The sequence below is a fragment of the Flavobacterium branchiophilum FL-15 genome (assembly GCF_000253275.1).
Taxonomy (GTDB): domain Bacteria; phylum Bacteroidota; class Bacteroidia; order Flavobacteriales; family Flavobacteriaceae; genus Flavobacterium; species Flavobacterium branchiophilum.
On sequence record NC_016001.1, the window covers coordinates 2,887,912 to 2,905,677 of the forward strand.

General features: G+C 32.2%; 19 protein-coding genes. 8 read left to right on the forward strand and 11 right to left on the reverse strand.

The window, feature by feature from the left end:
* Positions 1-162: 162 nt before the first annotated feature.
* From FBFL15_RS12430 to FBFL15_RS12440, 3 genes are all read left to right on the forward strand, one after another.
* Positions 163-801 carry a peroxiredoxin gene (locus FBFL15_RS12430; protein ID WP_014084921.1) on the forward strand — a complete coding sequence of 213 codons (639 nt, stop codon included), beginning with the start codon at positions 163-165 and terminating at the stop codon, positions 799-801.
* Between the two features lie 86 nt (positions 802-887).
* The gene (locus FBFL15_RS12435) at positions 888-1,196 is read left to right on the forward strand and encodes a thioredoxin family protein (protein WP_014084922.1); all 309 of its coding nucleotides are present in this window, start codon (positions 888-890) and stop codon (positions 1,194-1,196) included.
* Between the two features lie 11 nt (positions 1,197-1,207).
* On the forward strand, positions 1,208-1,465 hold the full coding sequence (locus tag FBFL15_RS12440; protein ID WP_014084923.1) for a DUF6952 family protein: 258 nt from the start codon (positions 1,208-1,210) through the stop codon (positions 1,463-1,465).
* Positions 1,466-1,645: 180 nt separating this feature from the next.
* Here FBFL15_RS12440 and FBFL15_RS12445 read toward each other — a convergent pair whose 3' ends face one another.
* The 8 genes from FBFL15_RS12445 to FBFL15_RS12480 form a co-directional block, all read right to left on the reverse strand.
* Entirely contained in the window at positions 1,646-2,698 is a 1,053-nt protein-coding gene (locus FBFL15_RS12445; RefSeq protein WP_014084924.1) for a porin, read from the reverse strand.
* A 12-nt stretch (positions 2,699-2,710) separates the two neighbouring features.
* Complete coding sequence (locus tag FBFL15_RS12450; RefSeq protein WP_014084925.1) at positions 2,711-4,648, reverse strand: KUP/HAK/KT family potassium transporter; 1,938 nt, start codon at positions 4,646-4,648, stop codon at positions 2,711-2,713.
* 115 nt (positions 4,649-4,763) lie between these two features.
* Complete coding sequence (locus tag FBFL15_RS12455; protein WP_014084926.1) at positions 4,764-5,450, reverse strand: response regulator; 687 nt, start codon at positions 5,448-5,450, stop codon at positions 4,764-4,766.
* A complete protein-coding gene (locus tag FBFL15_RS12460) occupies positions 5,443-6,552 on the reverse strand; it encodes a sensor histidine kinase (RefSeq protein ID WP_014084927.1) in 1,110 nt (369 codons plus the stop codon). The genes FBFL15_RS12455 and FBFL15_RS12460 overlap by 8 nt, the downstream gene beginning before the upstream one ends.
* A 208-nt stretch (positions 6,553-6,760) precedes the next feature.
* Entirely contained in the window at positions 6,761-7,792 is a 1,032-nt protein-coding gene (gene arsB / locus FBFL15_RS12465) for an ACR3 family arsenite efflux transporter (protein ID WP_014084928.1), read from the reverse strand.
* Positions 7,793-7,884: 92 nt separating this feature from the next.
* Positions 7,885-8,499, reverse strand: a complete 615-nt coding sequence (locus FBFL15_RS12470) for an arsenate-mycothiol transferase ArsC (protein ID WP_014084929.1) — start codon at positions 8,497-8,499, stop codon at positions 7,885-7,887.
* Between the two features lie 95 nt (positions 8,500-8,594).
* Entirely contained in the window at positions 8,595-9,071 is a 477-nt protein-coding gene (locus FBFL15_RS12475) for a DUF6428 family protein (protein ID WP_014084930.1), read from the reverse strand.
* Between the two features lie 30 nt (positions 9,072-9,101).
* Positions 9,102-9,425 carry an ArsR/SmtB family transcription factor gene (locus tag FBFL15_RS12480; protein ID WP_014084931.1) on the reverse strand — a complete coding sequence of 108 codons (324 nt, stop codon included), beginning with the start codon at positions 9,423-9,425 and terminating at the stop codon, positions 9,102-9,104.
* Positions 9,426-9,605: 180 nt separating this feature from the next.
* Here FBFL15_RS12480 and FBFL15_RS12485 point away from each other — a divergent pair, with 180 nt between their 5' ends.
* The 5 genes from FBFL15_RS12485 to FBFL15_RS12505 all read left to right on the forward strand — a co-directional run bounded on the left by FBFL15_RS12485 (position 9,606) and on the right by FBFL15_RS12505 (position 13,264).
* Positions 9,606-10,370, forward strand: coding sequence for a rhomboid family intramembrane serine protease (locus FBFL15_RS12485; RefSeq protein WP_014084932.1), 765 nt, complete (start codon positions 9,606-9,608; stop codon positions 10,368-10,370).
* Positions 10,371-10,484: 114 nt separating this feature from the next.
* Positions 10,485-10,946, forward strand: coding sequence for a peptidoglycan-binding protein LysM (gene lysM / locus FBFL15_RS12490; protein ID WP_014084933.1), 462 nt, complete (start codon positions 10,485-10,487; stop codon positions 10,944-10,946).
* An 84-nt stretch (positions 10,947-11,030) separates the two neighbouring features.
* Positions 11,031-11,720: a RadC family protein gene (gene radC / locus FBFL15_RS12495; protein WP_014084934.1), complete on the forward strand. Its 690-nt coding sequence runs from the start codon at positions 11,031-11,033 to the stop codon at positions 11,718-11,720.
* A gap of 32 nt (positions 11,721-11,752) precedes the next feature.
* On the forward strand, positions 11,753-12,448 hold the full coding sequence (locus tag FBFL15_RS12500; RefSeq protein ID WP_014084935.1) for a YjjG family noncanonical pyrimidine nucleotidase: 696 nt from the start codon (positions 11,753-11,755) through the stop codon (positions 12,446-12,448).
* A gap of 57 nt (positions 12,449-12,505) precedes the next feature.
* Entirely contained in the window at positions 12,506-13,264 is a 759-nt protein-coding gene (locus tag FBFL15_RS12505; protein ID WP_014084936.1) for a hypothetical protein, read from the forward strand.
* Here the strand turns inward: FBFL15_RS12505 and FBFL15_RS12510 are convergent.
* From FBFL15_RS12510 to FBFL15_RS12520, 3 genes are all read right to left on the reverse strand, one after another.
* Complete coding sequence (locus tag FBFL15_RS12510) at positions 13,258-14,535, reverse strand: replication-associated recombination protein A (RefSeq protein ID WP_014084937.1); 1,278 nt, start codon at positions 14,533-14,535, stop codon at positions 13,258-13,260. The genes FBFL15_RS12505 and FBFL15_RS12510 overlap by 7 nt on opposite strands.
* A 70-nt stretch (positions 14,536-14,605) precedes the next feature.
* Entirely contained in the window at positions 14,606-15,301 is a 696-nt protein-coding gene (locus FBFL15_RS12515; protein ID WP_014084938.1) for a hypothetical protein, read from the reverse strand.
* 11 nt (positions 15,302-15,312) lie between these two features.
* Positions 15,313-17,766: a TonB-dependent receptor gene (locus FBFL15_RS12520; protein WP_014084939.1), complete on the reverse strand. Its 2,454-nt coding sequence runs from the start codon at positions 17,764-17,766 to the stop codon at positions 15,313-15,315.

Below are 17,766 nucleotides of genomic sequence, written 5' to 3' on the forward strand. Positions count from 1 at the left end.
ATATAATTTAATTTTTTGATAGCTAAAAAAAACAAATTATTCAATCATCAATATTATTGATGGACAAATAAAAACAAATAATCAATATTGATACGTAAGCTACTGTTTTAATGTATAAATTTGCAATATCAAAATCAATATGAATCATTTAAAATAAAACTTATGTCATTAGTAGGAAAAAAATTCCCAAGTATTGCAGTAGATGCCATTTCGCACGAAGGCGATAATTTAAAATTAAACATTTTTGAAGAAGCCACTAAAAATAATAAAAAAGTATTGTTGTTTTGGTATCCAAAAGATTTTACATTTGTTTGCCCAACAGAATTACACGCTTTTCAAGCAGCTTTAAGCGATTTTGAAAGCAGAAACACCGTAGTAATTGGTGCCTCTTGCGATACAAACGAAGTGCATTTTGCTTGGTTGAACACCCCAAAAAATGCAGGAGGTATCGAAGGCGTTACGTACCCAATATTAGCAGATACCAATCGTAATTTATCCAATATTTTGGGTATTTTAGATATCGACGCTACAAGCTATAGCGAAGATACAGATTCTGTTATCATCGAGGGGTCAAACGTTACATTTAGAGCTACATATTTGATAGACGAAACAGGAAAAATATTCCACGAAAGTGTAAATGATATGCCATTAGGAAGAAATGTAGCAGAATACCTCCGTTTGATTGATGCCTATACACACGTTCAAACAAATGGCGAGGTGTGTCCGGCCAACTGGGAAAAAGGTAAAGATGCTATGAATGCCAACAGAAATAGTACGGCTGCTTATTTGGGCTCGCACTAAAAAAATTATTAGCTTCCAAACTCTGGATGTTTCAGAGTTTGGAAGTTTTTTAAAACCATTGTTTCATTTCAAAATAAAAAAATAAGATGTTAATAGAATTAAACGAAGACACGCTTCAGAATATAGTGAATACCAACGAAAAAGTAGTTGTGCAATTTTCTGCTTCTTGGTGTGGTAATTGTAGGATTATGAAACCAAAATTTAAAAAATTGGCAACAGAAAACGAGGCCATGACTTTTGTATTGGTGGATGCCGAAAATAGTCCTGAATCTAGAAAATTAGCTAATGTTTCTAATTTACCTACTTTTGCCACCTTTGTTGGAGGACAATTAGTAAACGAAACCCAAACCAATAAAGCCGATGTTTTAATAGAACTGGTAAACGAAATCAAATAAACCATACCCACATGAAACTGCCTGTAATCAAACATTTAACGCAATTTATAGAAGACAACGACCAAGATTATTTGATAGAAACCATAGAAGTATTGGAAGCTTTGACAGAAGTATCGAGTATGAAAGATGAAGAAATTGATGTTATTGCTGAGTTGATTTCCAATATGTATGGAGCACTCGAAGTTCACAAAATGACCAAAGACGGCTTAGACAAAAAAGAGGCACTTAATACTTTTATGAAACGGGTTCTTGGATCAATTGACAAATAAAAACGCCCATGCAACGCCGAAAAAAGTGGACTTACTCCGCTAGAAAAACAGTAGCATCCAAAATAAAATATTTTGACCAATATAAATTTACATTTATTTAATAAATTAAGATAAAAAGTTTGAAATGGATGCTACTATTAACGAGATTAAACCTGCAAAAAAAAATAGTCTATTTTAATATTAAAACTCAAAACTCAAACTTGTAGTCCAAAACAATGTAGAAGGAACCAAACTAGAGGCATCTGCAAAAACGTTGTTTTTACTATTCATGTAGCGAGCTTCATTTCTTAATTTTACTTTTGAATTGGGTAAATAATCCAAATTCAAAGAAAAACCAAATGCTTCAAAAGCATCAGAAGTTGCGATAATTACATTTTCTTTGTCTTGATAATACTCCGTTCTGAAAGCCGCTTGCCATTTTGGATTGATACTGTATTGTGCTATAAAAATAGGACTCAACCAAGTTGCAGATTGTTTATTACTTAATTCTTGATTTCCTATATCAAATCCTGCAATGGTGCGCCATTTGGTATTCCATTTTTGATCGTAGTACAAATTACTGAAATAACGCATTGCAAATCCTGCTCCATTATATTCTTTCCCCACAAAGGTACTCCAATTAAATGTTGCATCCCCACTAGGTTTATACACTATTTGCGAACCAAAAGATGGTGCTACCTCTTTGTTTGGTTTTGCAATTCGTTGCCAACCGTTGGTGAGCAATACTGCAAAATTCCATTTATCGGAAGGTTTGAAGTTGTATTTTATTCCCGTCATAAAATAGGGTGAATTTTCTGCCAAAATAGAACGAGAAAGTGTCAAGTTGGATGCTGTTGAAGCCGATTCAAACCCAATGTAACTTGGCAAAATACCTACTTCTAGCGAATGTTTTTTTAATTTATCAAAATACAAGCCAACAAAAGCTTCGTTTAGGTATTTTATTTTTTCGCTGGCATAATTATCTTCTACATACGAACCAGAATGTAAAGCGATACTTGCATATACATTATCAAATTCTAGCTTGGCACGAAGCAATGCAATGTTTATATTCAACTCATTGTGCCTGTTGAAATTGTACATAAAAGGCACTTTGGTATCATTCAAATTTTTATTAAAATCATAAGAATAATAGGTTTCTATAAATCCTGAAAAGATTGTTTTTAGCTCCTTATTTTCTTGAGAAAAGGAAAAGGAAAAAAGGAATAACGTAAATATTAAAATTATTTTTTTCATTGTGCAAAAATATTATTTTTTTCTATTTAAATCAAGCTTTATTAAAGGCGAATAGACCATAGGATATTCTTCAATAGCAACATCACTTTTATCTAATCCAAAAGCTTTTTCATCCGATAATGATATTTTTTTTAACCAAAAATAAGAAGTTAACATCCAACCGTCTTTAAAGGTAAACTCATTTTCAACCGAAATAAATTTTTCAATTATTACAAATTTAAAGTCAGGCTCGTTATTATATTTTGTAGAACCATCTGGTCGAATATGTAATTTCAATTCTTTTCTTTCTACTAATTCTTGCACTATTTTTTTGAAATATAATTCTACTTTGGGTTGAATTCTAAATCCTACATTAAGAATGATTTTAATTACTTTATCATCCAATAACTCTTCAACTTCATAGTTTAATGTAAAAGGTTCATTCGTTCTATTGATATGCAAAAACCAATAAACATCTGCTCTTTTTGGTTTTTTAGCAAAAATAGATTTTATTATTTTCTCTTCTATTTCATAATTTTTATCCGCTTTAGATAAATAAATTAAATGTGTTGCATATTTCGGTATGGAGTCGTCTTCACTCAATTCGTTTAATAAACTTGTTTGTTCTTTTAGATTTGTGAATTTTAAAAACTTATTATTTATTTTTCTTGAATAATACCAAATGTACATTACCATAAAAATGAATAATTCAAAGAATAAAAACATCCAACGTTCTTTAATTTTTACCACATTAGCTAAGAAAAAAGAAATTTCAATAATTGAAAAAATCAATAAAATAATAGCAACCCATCCCAATTTAATTTTTTTAATAAAAATAAGATAATATGATAATAACAAAGTTGTCATTAACATAGCAACCGTAATTGAAAACCCATAAGCGGCTTCCATATTTGATGAGTTTTTAAAATATAAAATCATCAATACACAACCAATCCATAAAATTGTATTTACCGATGGAATATATATTTGCCCTTTTAAATTAGTTGGATTTTTTAAGGCAACTCTTGGCCAAAAGTTTAATGAAATTGCCTCATTAATCAAAGTAAAGGAACCGCTTATCAAAGCTTGTGATGCTATAATAGTAGCCAAAGTTGCAATAACAATTCCGATAATTAAAAACCATTGTGGCATTATAGCATAAAACGGGTTTTGACCATTTAAAAATTCATTTCCTTGATTCATCAACCATGCACCTTGCCCTAAATAATTAAAAACCAATGCGGTTTTTACAAATATCCATGTAATTCTGATGTTTTCTTTTCCGCAATGTCCCAAATCAGAGTATAGCGCTTCTGCTCCTGTTGTACATAAAAAAACAGCTCCCAAGAGCCAAAATCCTTTTGGATATTTAGTAAGTAAATCAAAAGCATATATAGGGTTTAATGCTTTCAATATTTCTAAATGTTGGGTAATTTGAGACAAACCTAATACTAATAACATTGTAAACCAAATAATCATTATTGGTCCAAAAATACTGCCAACTTTTTGTGTACCAAAACGTTGAAAAATAAAAATTCCTGATAAAATTGCTATTACAATAGGAATTGTAGGCAAGTTTGGAACAATTGCTTCCAACCCTTCTACAGCTGATGCTACGGATATTGGTGGCGTAATAATTCCATCAGCTAATAAACAAGTGGCACCCAAAATTGTAGGAATTACAAGTTTACCTTTTCCGAAGCGTTTTACAAGTGCATAAAGAGAAAAAACACCACCCTCACCATGATTATCAGCAGATAATGTGAGTAAAATATATTTAAAAGTGGTTTGAAATGTCAAGGTCCAAAATACACACGAAATTGCACCATAAACAAGTAATTCGTTTATTGGTCTGTTGCCAATTATAGCCTTCATTACATACAAAGGCGATGTACCAATATCACCATAAATTATTCCTAATGCTACCAATAATGTAGCTGCTGTTACTTTTTGTTTTGCTGAAATATTCATTTTTTTAGTTTAAGAGATTAAAGTTTAAATGTTTTTTTAAATAAGACATAAGAATTCTGTATTACGATGTTTTGACATGTAATTCAAATATTATTAAATAAATTTTAGATGTTAATTAACTGGTATTGAATCGATAACCAACACCCGACTCTGTAACTATATATTTTGGTCGGTTTGGGTCTTTTTCGATTTTTTTTCGCAATTGAGCTACAAAAACTCGCAAATACTGGGTTTGATCAGAATAACTATTTCCCCAAATTTCTTTTAAAATATATTGATGTGTTAAAACTCTACCATCATTTTTGAATAATAAAATAAGGAGTGTATATTCAGTAGCTGTAAGTTTTAAAATTTCATTATTAACCTTCACTACTCGAGATACTAAATCAATAGAAACATTTCCAAATGAAGCAATTGGCTCTGTATTTTGAACTGCATTTACTCGTAAAGCTGTTCTCATTCGAGCTAATAATTCTTGGGTTCGAAATGGTTTTGTCAAATAATCATTTGCGCCGTTGTCTAGGGCTTTTACTATTTCAACTTCGGAACTTTTAACTGACAGAATAATTATTGGATTAAAATACCATTCTCTTAATTTTATTAGGATATTTTGACCATCTTCATCTGGTAAACCCAAGTCTAACAAAACTAAATCGGGTTGAATTTTTGCTACCAAAGTTAATCCCTCAGTTCCGTTACTTGCAAATTCAACTTTATAATCATTTGCTTCTAATGAAATTTCTAATAATTTTCTTATTTGAATTTCATCATCTATTACTAAAATCGAAAATTTATTATTCATTTTCTAGTGAATTTATAGAAATACAATCTACATTAAAAATCATTTCAAAAGTAGCTCCTCCGAGTTCATTGTTTTTTAAAGTTATTATTCCGTTTTGCGCTTCAACAAAACCTTTTACAATAGATAACCCTAATCCTGTACCTCCTGTTTTTGAATTTTTGAATCTATAAAATTTATCAAATGCCCTATCTATTTCATCAACTGGAAAGCCAAAACCATCATCATCTATGGTGATTTTACACTTTTTTATCAAATCAATATGTATATCATAGTCAACATCTACTTCATATTTTATACAAATTTCAATTTTAGCCCCTTTTGGAGTGTGCTGTGAACAATTAAAAATTAAATTATACACAATTTGTTCCATTAAACCGTAATCTAATTTAAAAAGAGGGAGATTTTCTTCTATTGTATAAATAATTTTATGATTTTTAAGCTCTTCCGAAAGTTGACTACAAACATTATAAATAATTTCTTTAACATCGCACCAATCGAATTTTGGTTGAATATATCCAGATTCCAAACGAGACATATTTAATAAATTTTCGACTTGATAATTTAACTTCATAGATGCTTTCTCAATTTCGCTATGTAACTTTTGTTGAGTTTTTACTGATAATTGAACCTCTTTTTGTTGTAAAGTATCAATTGAGCCTAGAATTGCTGCAATTGGAGTTCTCAATTCATGAGATAAAGAATCTAATAAAGTGTTATATAGTTTTAAAGTATTTGCTCTTGTTTGTTTTGTATGAATAGCTTTTTGCATGTTTCTAAATTTGTTAGTTAAAACTGCATTAATAAATGCAATAATAAAAAACATAATTAGCAAGAAAGCATCTTCTGCTCTATCAATATGCAAAGTATAGTAAGGTTTTATAAATAAAAAATCTAAAGTCAAAGCACTTAAAAAAGCTGCTAACAGTACAGGTTTGATTTCTAAAAAAATAGCAAGAATAGAAACTAAAACTAATAATATATAACCTAATATTCTATAGTCTATTGAATCTCTAATTAATATTCCAATCAATGAAATAAATACAACCGATAAAATACTTATTAAATAGGGGTTTAAATCTTTTTTTATATATAACTTGTCCATTTCTAATTATTTTCGACAAAGTTAAGACCTTTACTATATATATAATATTCTATTTTGAGTGCAAAATATAAAGATTATATAAAGATAAAAAAATATTCATACGTAATAATATTATACCCAAATAAAGAAATATACGTGTTAAAAAATTATAAATTAAAATAAAAAAAACAAATATATATTTTAAAATAAGAAATTATTCTTAAAAAAATTAATGATCCCATTTTTTCTTAAACCAAAATGCAACATTAACTAAAATTATCAAAGCTGGAACTTCTACCAAAGGGCCAATGACACCCGCAAAGGCCTGACCACTATGGATACCAAAAACACCAATTGAAACGGCTATGGCCAATTCAAAATTGTTGCCCGAAGCTGTAAATGACAGTGCAACAGCGTCCTTATAAGAAGCCCCCATTTTTTTGGACACAAAAAACATAAGAAAAAACATAATAGCAAAAAAAAGTACCAAAGGCAATGCAATACGAAGCACATCTAATGGTAAATCGATAATCATGTCGCCTTTTAAGCTGAACATGATTACTATGGTAAACAGCAATGCTATCAAAGTGATGGGTGATACAAATGGTATGAATTTTTGATTAAAAAATTTTTTTCCTAAATATTTTTTTATAGTATAACGGCTTATGACTGCCATTGCAAACGGAATACCAAGATAAATGCCCACTGTTTTTGCAATTTCGGACATTGTAATGTTTAGTTCTATACCTTTGATTCCGAAAAAAGGCAGCATGATTTTGAGGTAAAAATAGGCATACAAACTAAAAAAAAATACTTGAATTAAACTATTGATACCAATTAATCCAGCAGTTAATTCCCTGTTTCCATCGGCTAACTCGTTCCAAACAATGACCATCGCAATGCAAGGAGCAATCCCAATAATAATTAAACCCGTCATGTACTCGGGATAGTCTTTTAGAAAAAATGTTGCCAATACAAACATTAAAAAAGGGCCAAAAATCCATGTAATCAAAAACGAAACCGTAAGCAATTTAAGTTTTGAAAACATGAGCGGCACAGCCGAAAAATCGATTTTTGTTAAAGGCGGGTACATCATTAAAATCAGTCCAATAGCCAACGGAATATTAGTAGTGCCAGAAGAAAAGGAATTGATATAAGAAGCTGTGTTTGGAATAAAATAGCCAATGGCAACACCAATTATCATGGCTAAAAAAATCCAAAGCGTTAAATAACGATCTAAAAAATTCAATCTTTTTTTCATAACTGTACGATTTTTATTTGTATTTAAAATAAAATATTTCTTTATATTTGTTAATTTTACGCAACAAATCAGTTTTTGAGGGCTATTTTGTATTATATATTTTTTAATTGCGAAAAAATATAATACATTTCAGAAGCAATTTGCATGCTTCGTTCTTTATATTTTTCATTCATTGTATCGGTACCATCAAAGGCTTTTGGGTCGTCATATTTAATTGGAAATCTTGCTTCTGCACCCAAAACCATGGGGCAACCTCCATCTGCGTTATTGCAAGTCATGATGGCCGCAAAGTTGTTTTTTGGATTAAAATCATCAAAATAAGTTTTTGAAAAACAGATGATGGGATGTTGATTTTCGTTAAACTTAATGGCATATACTGGGTTATTTTCATGGCTTACTTTTTGAATTTGAAATCCTTGATTTGATAGTGTTTCAACTACTTTTGGGAACATGGCTGTGGCTTCAGTGCCGCCAGAATAGGAAAAAATATTTTTGATTCCGAAATGAAAAGCCATCGTTTGGGCCCAAATTTGCGACAAATGGCTTCGTCGAGAATTGTGTGTGCAAATAAAGTTCAGCCGAATTTCTTGTTTGGAATTGATTTTATTTTGAATATAATCCGCTAAAGGTTTCAAAACTTTTTTTCGTTCATCTGAAACTGAAATAGCAGCAATAGATTGCAAGTTTTTTGATAAATTTTCAAACATATATAATTTTTTTAACCACAAAGAAACCAAGAATGTACTAAGTTCTCAAAGTTTTTTTGATTCTTTTGATTTTTTAGATTTTTCACATTAATTTATTAACAACAACCCGATTTTGGCGAACAACAAGAGGTTTCTTTTGGCTTCCAATTTCCTATGACTGGTTCCATTTTATCTGCTGGAATACCACAATGGTCCTGTGCCAAACAAGTGGTCTGTTTTGTTGTTAATTGAAAAATGCCATTTACAAATGCAATACCAAATTTGCCAATAGTTTGAGCGTCTTGATATTCAACTTCAAGCTCTAAATCAGCACTTTGGAATAATTTTTCGGATGCCACAATAATTTTATTCACTTTTTCAGTCGTCAATCGGTGGTCCACATCACCCGCAAACCATACTTGAAATGTAATATTTTTTTCCTCACGGACAACGTTGCCACAATCGATAAAATTTTTGGTAAGTAAGCCCATCTCTGTAATATGAAAATGTGGCGGAACAAAAGTTCCGTTAGGCAATTGAATACTAAAAGAGGTAACAGTTTGAATAGCTTCTTTAAATTGAGATAATGTCATAATATTTTATTTATTAAGTTAAAATTTGATTTAGCAACATTTATTATGGATTTTTACATTCATTTTTGAAAAATAATGCTCTATAAAATGTAAGATTTCAGGATTTAAACAGTAGCAAATAGCCGTACCTTCGATAGTGCCTTTGATGATTTTGGCATTTTTTAGTTCTTTCAAATGTTGAGAAATCGTAGATTGTGCTAATGGTAATTCATTTACAATATCTCCACAAATACAAGCATCTACTTCCAGTAAATATTCTATAATGGCAATGCGGGCTGGATGAGAAAGTGCCTTGAAAATGACCGCTAGTTCATTATATTGATCAGAAAAAACATTTGTTTTTGAAACTCCCATTTGTTATATCTTTATATTGCAATATTACGATAAATACCCATAACGTCCAACAAAATTAGATTTAATTTTTAATTTATTTTTTTGTTGGGCAGATTCAAGTCAAAAATGCATTTGTTCCCATTGATACTGACAAATTTTCAGTTACCTATCAATTGGAAGCATATTTGATAGGCTATGTGTATGGAAAATCAATTCAAATTTACAAATTCTGTACTCGTTTTGCCCCTTTCGGGGGTGTTATTCATGTGGGTTGTTTATTGGTTTGAATGGCGGTTTGGGTTCGACTTTTCGCCACATGGCATTTATCCAAGAACTTTTTTGGGATTGCAAGGCATCATTTTCAGTCCTTTTATTCATGCGGATTTTGAACATTTGTGTAATAATTCGTTACCTATATTTATTTTATTAGCAGCTTTAGAGTATTTTTATAACAAACAAAGAAATATTGTATTAATAATTGGAATACTACTTTCTGGCCTGCTTACATGGATTATTGGCAGAAGCAATTACCATATTGGAGCTAGTAGTTTGATATATGTATTGGTAAGTTTCATGTTTTTTAAGGGAGTTATTACAAAACACTATCGTTTGTTGGCTTTATCATTAAGCATCATCAGTTGGTATGGCGGATTAATTTGGTATATTTTTCCAAATTCAGACCTACATATTTCGTGGGAAGGGCATTTGGCAGGCATGATAACGGGCTTGCTGTTGGCTTTTAGTTTGGACATGTCTGATTATAAAAAAACACCTATTTATGACTGGGAAATGCCTAATTATAATCCAAATGACGATCCTTTTATGAAACAATTTGACGAAAATGGTTATTTTTTTAACCTCCAAAAAGAAGAAGAAACTTTACCAGAACCCTATTACTGGGGAGGGTATGACAATTCCAAAATAATCTATCACTACAAAGAAACGCCAAATGAAACAAAGGACTGAGTAACATTAAGACTAATTTGTCCGATATTTTTTTTATTTTGTCGATAAAAATATTTGCGAGTTTCAAAAATAGTTGCTACATTTGAAATTATTAATTTTAAATAAAATAATTCTATGGGTTTAATTTCATTTATTAAAAACGCTGGTGCTAAAATTTTTGGCAAAAAAGAAGAAGAGGCTCCTGCAGCAGAAAAAGCATCTTTAAAAGCAAGTGCTTTATTGGCACACGTACAATCACATCATTTGCCATTTAATTCATTAAAAATCAGCATTACTGCCGATAATAGTGTAGTTATTTCGGGCGAAGTGGCACATCAAGAAGATGCAGAAAAAATTGCTTTGACTGTTGGAAATGTTGAAGGCGTAGAAACAGTTGATAACCAAATGACTGTTGCAAATCCTACTCCCGAAGCCAGATTTCATACCGTTGTAGAAGGCGATTGGCTATCAAAAATTGCACAAGAAGTATATGGCGATCCTAAAAAGTATGACGTTATTTTTGAAGCAAACAAACCAATGCTAACCGATCCTGACAAGATTTATCCAGGGCAAGTTTTAAGAATCCCAAATTTATAAATATTTGTGAGTTTTTTATATCAAAGAGTTTCAAAATTTTGAAACTCTTTTTTATATTGCTACAGTTCAAAAAAAACAGTCAATATGTCTCAAAATCTCTCCATCAAATCCTGGTCTGAAGACGACAGGCCACGAGAAAAATTGATGCTAAAAGGCCAATTGGCACTAAGTGATGCCGAACTGATTGCCATTTTAATTGGTTCGGGCAGTAAAAACGAAAGTGCCGTTGATTTAAGCAAACGAATTTTGGCAAGTGCCTCACACAATTTGAACCAACTTGGACAATTTACTTTAAAACAATTGACTGATTTTAAAGGAATTGGCGAAGCAAAAGCCATAACTATTTTGGCAGCCATGGAGTTAGGTCGTCGCAGACGTGTTGCAGATAGTTTGAATTTTTCTAAAATTACTTGTTCTAGAGATGCCTTTTTATTGATGCAACCTTTGATTGGAGACTTGCTTCACGAAGAATTTTGGGTAATGTATCTGAATAATGCCAATAAAGTGATTTATAAATCTCAAATTAGCAAAGGAGGAATTACGAGTACAATAGCCGATTTAAGAATCATCTTTAAAATTGCTTTTGAACAAAATGCTGTTTCAATAATATTGTCTCATAACCATCCGTCTGGTAACATTAGTCCCAGCCCTTCGGACATGCAATTGACCAAAAAATTAAAAACCGCAGGCGACAATTTAGATATCCCCGTACTAGACCACATCATCGTATCAACAAATAATTACTTTAGCTTTGCCGATAATGGTAATTTATAAGCTTTTTAAATATTAAAATTAATAATTTTTATATGGATTTACAGCATATTCGACATATTTTTTTTGATTTAGATCATACTTTATGGGATTTTGATAAAAATTCTGAAAAAGCATTTGCTACCATTTTCAAAACCCATCATCCAACGATCAACACCGATAGGTTTATTAAACATTATGTGCCGATCAACCAAGCATGTTGGGCATTGTATCAAGTGGACAAAATTACGCACCAAGACTTGAAATACAAGCGGTTGAAAGATACTTTTGATGCTTTAGCGTATCCCATTTCAGACACAGAAATAGACCTTTTGTCTCATCTGTATTTAGAATACCTTCCTGATTTTAATCATTTGTTTGACGGAGCCCTCGAGGTTTTGAGTTATTTGTCCAACCATTATGAATTGCACATTATAACCAACGGATTTGCTCAAATACAAGATAGAAAAATGGAAAATTCTGGACTAAAACCTTTTTTCAAAACCATAACCAACTCAGAAATGGCGGGTGTCAAAAAACCGCATCCTCTGATTTTTGAACATGCTTTGACCGAAGCAAAAGCCACTAAAACGGAAAGTATCATGATTGGCGATTGCTTAATTGCCGATGTTCAAGGAGCGTTAGATTTTGGTATTCAAGCCCTGTTTTTTAATCCATTTGAAGCACCAGCCCCTAAAAATGTGGTTCAAATCAATACGCTTCAAGAATTGAAAAATTTATTTGCCATTTAACAATCCCGCTATTTTGACAACACGAACTAAATAAATAATAAAATCTATATTAAAAAAATGAAAAAAAACCAACACAATTTTTTGCAACAAGTCCTGTTTTTGATGGGTTTTATGCTTTGTGGTTATGCACAAGCACAAGAATTAAATCAGTATAAATATGCCCTAGTACCATCAAAATTTAGTTTTTTGAAAGAAGTGGATGCTTATCATTTGAATACATTGTCCAAATTATATTTACAAAAATATGGATTTGAAACCTATTTAGATAGCGACACCCAACCTGAAGATTTTGTTCAAAACAATTGCAATAAAATATTTATGGATTTGATAGAAAACAACTCGCTTTTTGCAACCAAAATTACCATTGTATTGAAAGATTGCAAGGGCAACATTTTGAGTAAATCCGAAGAAGCAACTAGCCGAGAAAAAGAATATGCCGTTGCCTACAACATGGCACTTCGTATGGCTTTTAACAATTATTTGGCATTGAAAAACCATCAATATAAACCAACAGCTACCGAAAAAAAAGAACCTGAAATACTTCATAATCAAACAACAACTCCTATCGATTCCGCTCAAGATTTGAATACAACAAATACCTTTCTTGCAGCAAAAACTGCCCAAGGCTATTTGTTGCACCATCCAAAAACAGGGGCTATAACATGGCAACTTTATCAAACCTCAACACCAGATGTTTATTTGGCAGTTTCCAATACTATAAAAGGAGTCGTATTTATAAAAAACAATACTTTAAAATTAGAATATTTTGAAGAAAATGCAATAAAAAGTATCGTTTTGTCAGTACAATTTCAATAATTATATTTGTCTTTCCATCGGTTTTTCAAAAAATCTCTGGTTGCATTTTCACGACTATTATTTCCTGGTTCATACAATACTGTTTGGCTCACCTCTGTGGGTAAATATTCTTGAATAGTGAAATTTTGTTCAAATTGATGGCTGTATTGATATTCTTTTCCGTAGCCTAATGTTTTCATTAATGGTGTTGGGGCATTGCGTAAATGTAACGGTACAGACAAATTTCCCGTTTGTTTTACCAATTCTTGAGCCTTTCCAATAGCCAAATAAGCTGCATTACTTTTGGGCGAAGTAGCCAAATAAATGGCACATTGGCTTAATATGATGCGACTTTCTGGATAGCCCAATGTGGCCACTGCCTGAAAGGTATTGTTGGCCATAATAAAAGCCGTAGGGTTGGCATTGCCTATGTCTTCGCTAGCTAATATGAGCATTCGTCGGGCAATAAATTTGACCTCTTCGCCACCTTCTATCATTCTTGCCAACCAATATACTGCTGCGTTGGGGTCGCTTCCTCTGATAGACTTGATAAAGGCCGACACAATATCATAATGTTGTTCGCCAGTTTTGTCATACAATACAGTGTTTTGTTGAACTATTTCGAGTACTTTGTCGTTATAAATATCAATTTTATCCCCTATTGAGGCATTGACAACCAATTCAAAAATATTCAAAAGTTTGCGACCATCGCCTCCAGAAAGCTGGATAAGTGCTTCTGTTTCGTGCAAATTTATAGCTTTTTCTTTTAAAATTGCGTCGGATTTGACAGCTCTAAAGAGTAAATTTTCCAAATCGGTTTTAGAAAAAGCATTTAAAACATATACCTGACATCTGGACAACAAGGCCGGAATTACCTCAAAGCTTGGGTTTTCTGTAGTGGCCCCAATCAAAGTAACCCAACCTTTTTCGACTGCTGCCAACAGCGAGTCTTGCTGAGATTTGCTAAATCGATGGATTTCATCAATAAACAAAATTGGGTTTTTGGCGGTAAACAATCCACCACTCTGTTTGGCTTTGTCTATAACCTCTCTAATGTCTTTAACCCCCGAATTGATAGCACTCAAACTATAAAAAGGCCTTTTGGACTCTTGAGCAATGATAAGTGCCAATGTGGTTTTGCCAGTGCCTGGTGGTCCCCAAAAAATTAAACTTGGTACAATACCTCTTTCTATTTGTTGGGTTAATGCCCCTTTTGGACCAACCAAATGCAATTGGCTGATATAATCTTCTAGTTTTTGTGGTCTAATTCTTTCTGCCAAAGGTGCTTCCATAACGTCTTTTTACACGATAGATTGGTTAATCTATCTTGCTGTTTTTATTTCAAAAATAATTTTATCTATTTCAAAAAACGGAATAAGTTGTTGCTTTCCAATTGACATCCAATATATTTACATATTGATAATGCAATTGATCATTGGCGTCAAACTTGCCGTTTTTGTTGGTATCATCTATGGTTCTAAAGTAAATTCTGTTTTGACTTTCTATCAAATTCCAATCTATTAATTCTTGATTGTCTGCAGAAAGTTTTACAAACCCCGCCCCATCTATTTGGCTTATGTATAAAGCCTTGATGTCGTTGGCATCTAGTTGGTTATCGTTATTAGAATCGGCATCGGCAAGGGTGTAAACTAAAATTTGTTTTTTTGTTTTGTCTGAAATATTTTTCAAAAATGTTACAGATTGCAATAAAATATTTTTATTTGTTAAAGCTACTAAACTATCCTTTTCTGATTTTTGAAACATTAAATTTTGCATAAAACCTGTAATTTCGTTTTCCATATTGTTTGATATTCTAAAGCTATTGTCTTCGGCGTTTCCCCTATCGGTAAAATTCATGTCGCCAATGGGATAAATCAATACTTTAGTACCATAAAATTGAATGGGCAAATCGGCAATGGCCATACTTTTCATTGTGGCTTTTGCGGGTGGCTGCACTTCTTTTTTTGGCTCATAAGTTACCTTTGGTTGTTTGGCTTCTTTTCTGCAACTGCTTAATATAGAAATACTTATTAGCATTAATAGGATACTATTTTTCATTATTTTTGGTATTAAAATTTAATGGCAACTTTTATGTTAAACACCCTGCTTGTCATATAATTAGGTATTCCGTATTGATTTTTGGAATAAGCATCTCTAACCCAAGTATTGGTAATGGCATTTTGATTATTGAATAAATTAAAAATTTCAAAACCTGCCGAAAAATCTTTAAATTTTTTCAGCCAATGAGTATCAGGTCTTGAGTTATTTTTTTCGGTAAATACATACGAAAATCCTACATCGGCACGACGATAATCTCTTAATCTGGATTGGTATTCATACGGATCGGCATAAGAAGGCGACCCTCCCGGTAGTCCTGTATTATATACTAAATTCAAATACATTTTGACACTAGGAATATTGGGCATATAATCCTGAAATAATACAGCAAATTTCAGAAATTGATCTGTTGGTCGTGCAATATAACCTTTGTTGTCTATATTTTCTTCTGTTTTCATAAAACCCAAACTAAACCACGATTCTGTTCCTGGCACAAATTCGCCATTCAATCGCAAATCCAAACCTTGAGCATAAGCCACAGCATTGTTTTGTGCAGCATATCTAATTCGCACATTATCAAGTGTATAGGTGTTTACGTTTGTCAAAGTTTTGTAATATGCTTCAGAAACCAGTTTGAATGGTCTGTTCCACATTTTAAAGCTATAATCATGACTTAATACAAAATGGATGGCCTTTTGTGCTTGTACATCGGGTTGCACCACACCATGGGCATCTCGGATTTCTCTATAAAAAGGCGGTTGTTGATATACTCCTGTAGAAAACCTAAAAATCATGTCTTTTTGCCAATTAGGTTTTAATGCAATTTGAAACCTTGGACTAAAAACAGTTTGCGATGTTGCAGTTTTATCGGTGGTTGATACTTGCCAATTTTGTGCTCTAATTCCTGCATTGTACCAAATTTGTGCCGCTCCAAGGGTATCTTTTCTACTCCATTGCACAAAACCAGACAACCTATTGATTTTGGCATTATTAGTTGCTCGCACGTTTTTATAGGGTACTAACGGGCCAATATAGGGGGTGTAGGGTTGGTTGTTTTGAGGGTAAATGGGCGGATTGATAGAAAATCCTGCCGAATCTATGACCTCCCATTCTTTCAATCGGTCTCTAATATCATCTCGGGTCCATTTGACTCCCCATTCTATTTGGTTTCGCTTTATTTCATGAAAAGCCTTAATTTCGGCATTCAATATTAAAGCATCTAAATCGTTTCGGGCATGGTTTAATTGTGTTCCAATGCCACTGATATTGGTAACTGTTCCAAAATTTTCGTTTCCAAAATTGGCCTCTACATCGCCAAGTGCATAATCTGCTTTGATGTCATAATATTCTTGCTCTTGTGTGTGGTAAATAGAGGTGATCAATTTATAAGAATTGAAATCGTTTACTTTAAAAGTCGTTTTAAAGGCTCCAAAATAAGTAGTATATAAATCTTTTTCTTGCCCTTGATAAACAACTATTAAGGCTCGAGGTTGGTTGATTGTGCCAAAATTAGTTTGTCTTGTTAGGGGTTGGTAGTTGTAACGATTTTGAGCTACATTGCCTAAAAAGCTAAAATTCCATTTAGTCGAAGCGTTGTAATTGATATTGGTTTGCACATCGGCAAATGTTGGTTTAAAATTGGTTTTGGTTTCTTGTGAATTGACTAATAATGTGTTGTCTCTGTATCGCAAACCTGTTATTGCCGACCACTTTTGATTTTTGGACACATTGTCCATTGCAATACTTCCGCCAAGTAAGTGAGCCTCTGCCGAAAGTCCAAACTTGGTAGGATTTCTATAAGTAATATCTAAAACAGAAGAAAGTTTGTCGCCATATTTGGCCTGAAAACCTCCAGCCGAAAAATCTACATTTTGAACCAAATCGGTGTTAGTAAAACTCAATCCTTCTTGCTGACCAGATCGAATTAAAAACGGTCTATATACTTCTATTTCATTTACATACACAAGGTTTTCGTCAAAATTGCCACCTCTAACTCCATATTGTGTACTCAAATCGTTGTTGGAATATACACCAGGTAGGGTTTTCAAAATATTTTCGACACCCGCATTGGCTCCAGGTATTTTTCGGATAACCTCGGGGGCAATATTAGTAATGCCTTGTATTCTTTTTCGATTATTCACTACTACAACTTCGACCATCTCTTCAAATTTGTGGGTCATAACAGGATGCCATTCAAAGTCTTCGTTGTTTTTTAAATTAATAGTAATTTTTTTATTTTTATAGGAAACATGAGAAAAAACTATAGTTATATTTTGATTTGCAACCACGGTCAAGCTGTAAAAACCATTTGCATTTGTAAACGTTTTATGGACTCCATCAGACACACTTACTCTTTCAACAGGGCGGTTGTTTTCGTCCAAAATTACACCTTTTATTCTGGCATTTTGAGCAAATGAAATAAGATTATAAATCAAAAAAAAGATTAAAAAAAATATTTTTCTCAT

Excerpts from the sequence above, each read along its gene's own strand:
- FBFL15_RS12430 (WP_014084921.1), top strand. The coding sequence starts at position 163 with ATGTCATTAGTAGGAAAAAAATTCCCAAGTATTGCAGTAGATGCCATT.
- FBFL15_RS12435 (WP_014084922.1), top strand. The coding sequence starts at position 888 with ATGTTAATAGAATTAAACGAAGACACGCTTCAGAATATAGTGAATACC.
- FBFL15_RS12440 (WP_014084923.1), top strand. The coding sequence starts at position 1,208 with ATGAAACTGCCTGTAATCAAACATTTAACGCAATTTATAGAAGACAAC.
- FBFL15_RS12445 (WP_014084924.1), bottom strand. The coding sequence starts at position 2,698 with ATGAAAAAAATAATTTTAATATTTACGTTATTCCTTTTTTCCTTTTCC.
- FBFL15_RS12450 (WP_014084925.1), bottom strand. The coding sequence starts at position 4,648 with ATGAATATTTCAGCAAAACAAAAAGTAACAGCAGCTACATTATTGGTA.
- FBFL15_RS12455 (WP_014084926.1), bottom strand. The coding sequence starts at position 5,450 with ATGAATAATAAATTTTCGATTTTAGTAATAGATGATGAAATTCAAATA.
- FBFL15_RS12460 (WP_014084927.1), bottom strand. The coding sequence starts at position 6,552 with ATGGACAAGTTATATATAAAAAAAGATTTAAACCCCTATTTAATAAGT.
- arsB (WP_014084928.1), bottom strand. The coding sequence starts at position 7,792 with ATGAAAAAAAGATTGAATTTTTTAGATCGTTATTTAACGCTTTGGATT.
- FBFL15_RS12470 (WP_014084929.1), bottom strand. The coding sequence starts at position 8,499 with ATGTTTGAAAATTTATCAAAAAACTTGCAATCTATTGCTGCTATTTCA.
- FBFL15_RS12475 (WP_014084930.1), bottom strand. The coding sequence starts at position 9,071 with ATGACATTATCTCAATTTAAAGAAGCTATTCAAACTGTTACCTCTTTT.
- FBFL15_RS12480 (WP_014084931.1), bottom strand. The coding sequence starts at position 9,425 with ATGGGAGTTTCAAAAACAAATGTTTTTTCTGATCAATATAATGAACTA.
- FBFL15_RS12485 (WP_014084932.1), top strand. The coding sequence starts at position 9,606 with ATGGAAAATCAATTCAAATTTACAAATTCTGTACTCGTTTTGCCCCTT.
- lysM (WP_014084933.1), top strand. The coding sequence starts at position 10,485 with ATGGGTTTAATTTCATTTATTAAAAACGCTGGTGCTAAAATTTTTGGC.
- radC (WP_014084934.1), top strand. The coding sequence starts at position 11,031 with ATGTCTCAAAATCTCTCCATCAAATCCTGGTCTGAAGACGACAGGCCA.
- FBFL15_RS12500 (WP_014084935.1), top strand. The coding sequence starts at position 11,753 with ATGGATTTACAGCATATTCGACATATTTTTTTTGATTTAGATCATACT.
- FBFL15_RS12505 (WP_014084936.1), top strand. The coding sequence starts at position 12,506 with ATGAAAAAAAACCAACACAATTTTTTGCAACAAGTCCTGTTTTTGATG.
- FBFL15_RS12510 (WP_014084937.1), bottom strand. The coding sequence starts at position 14,535 with ATGGAAGCACCTTTGGCAGAAAGAATTAGACCACAAAAACTAGAAGAT.
- FBFL15_RS12515 (WP_014084938.1), bottom strand. The coding sequence starts at position 15,301 with ATGAAAAATAGTATCCTATTAATGCTAATAAGTATTTCTATATTAAGC.
- FBFL15_RS12520 (WP_014084939.1), bottom strand. The coding sequence starts at position 17,766 with ATGAGAAAAATATTTTTTTTAATCTTTTTTTTGATTTATAATCTTATT.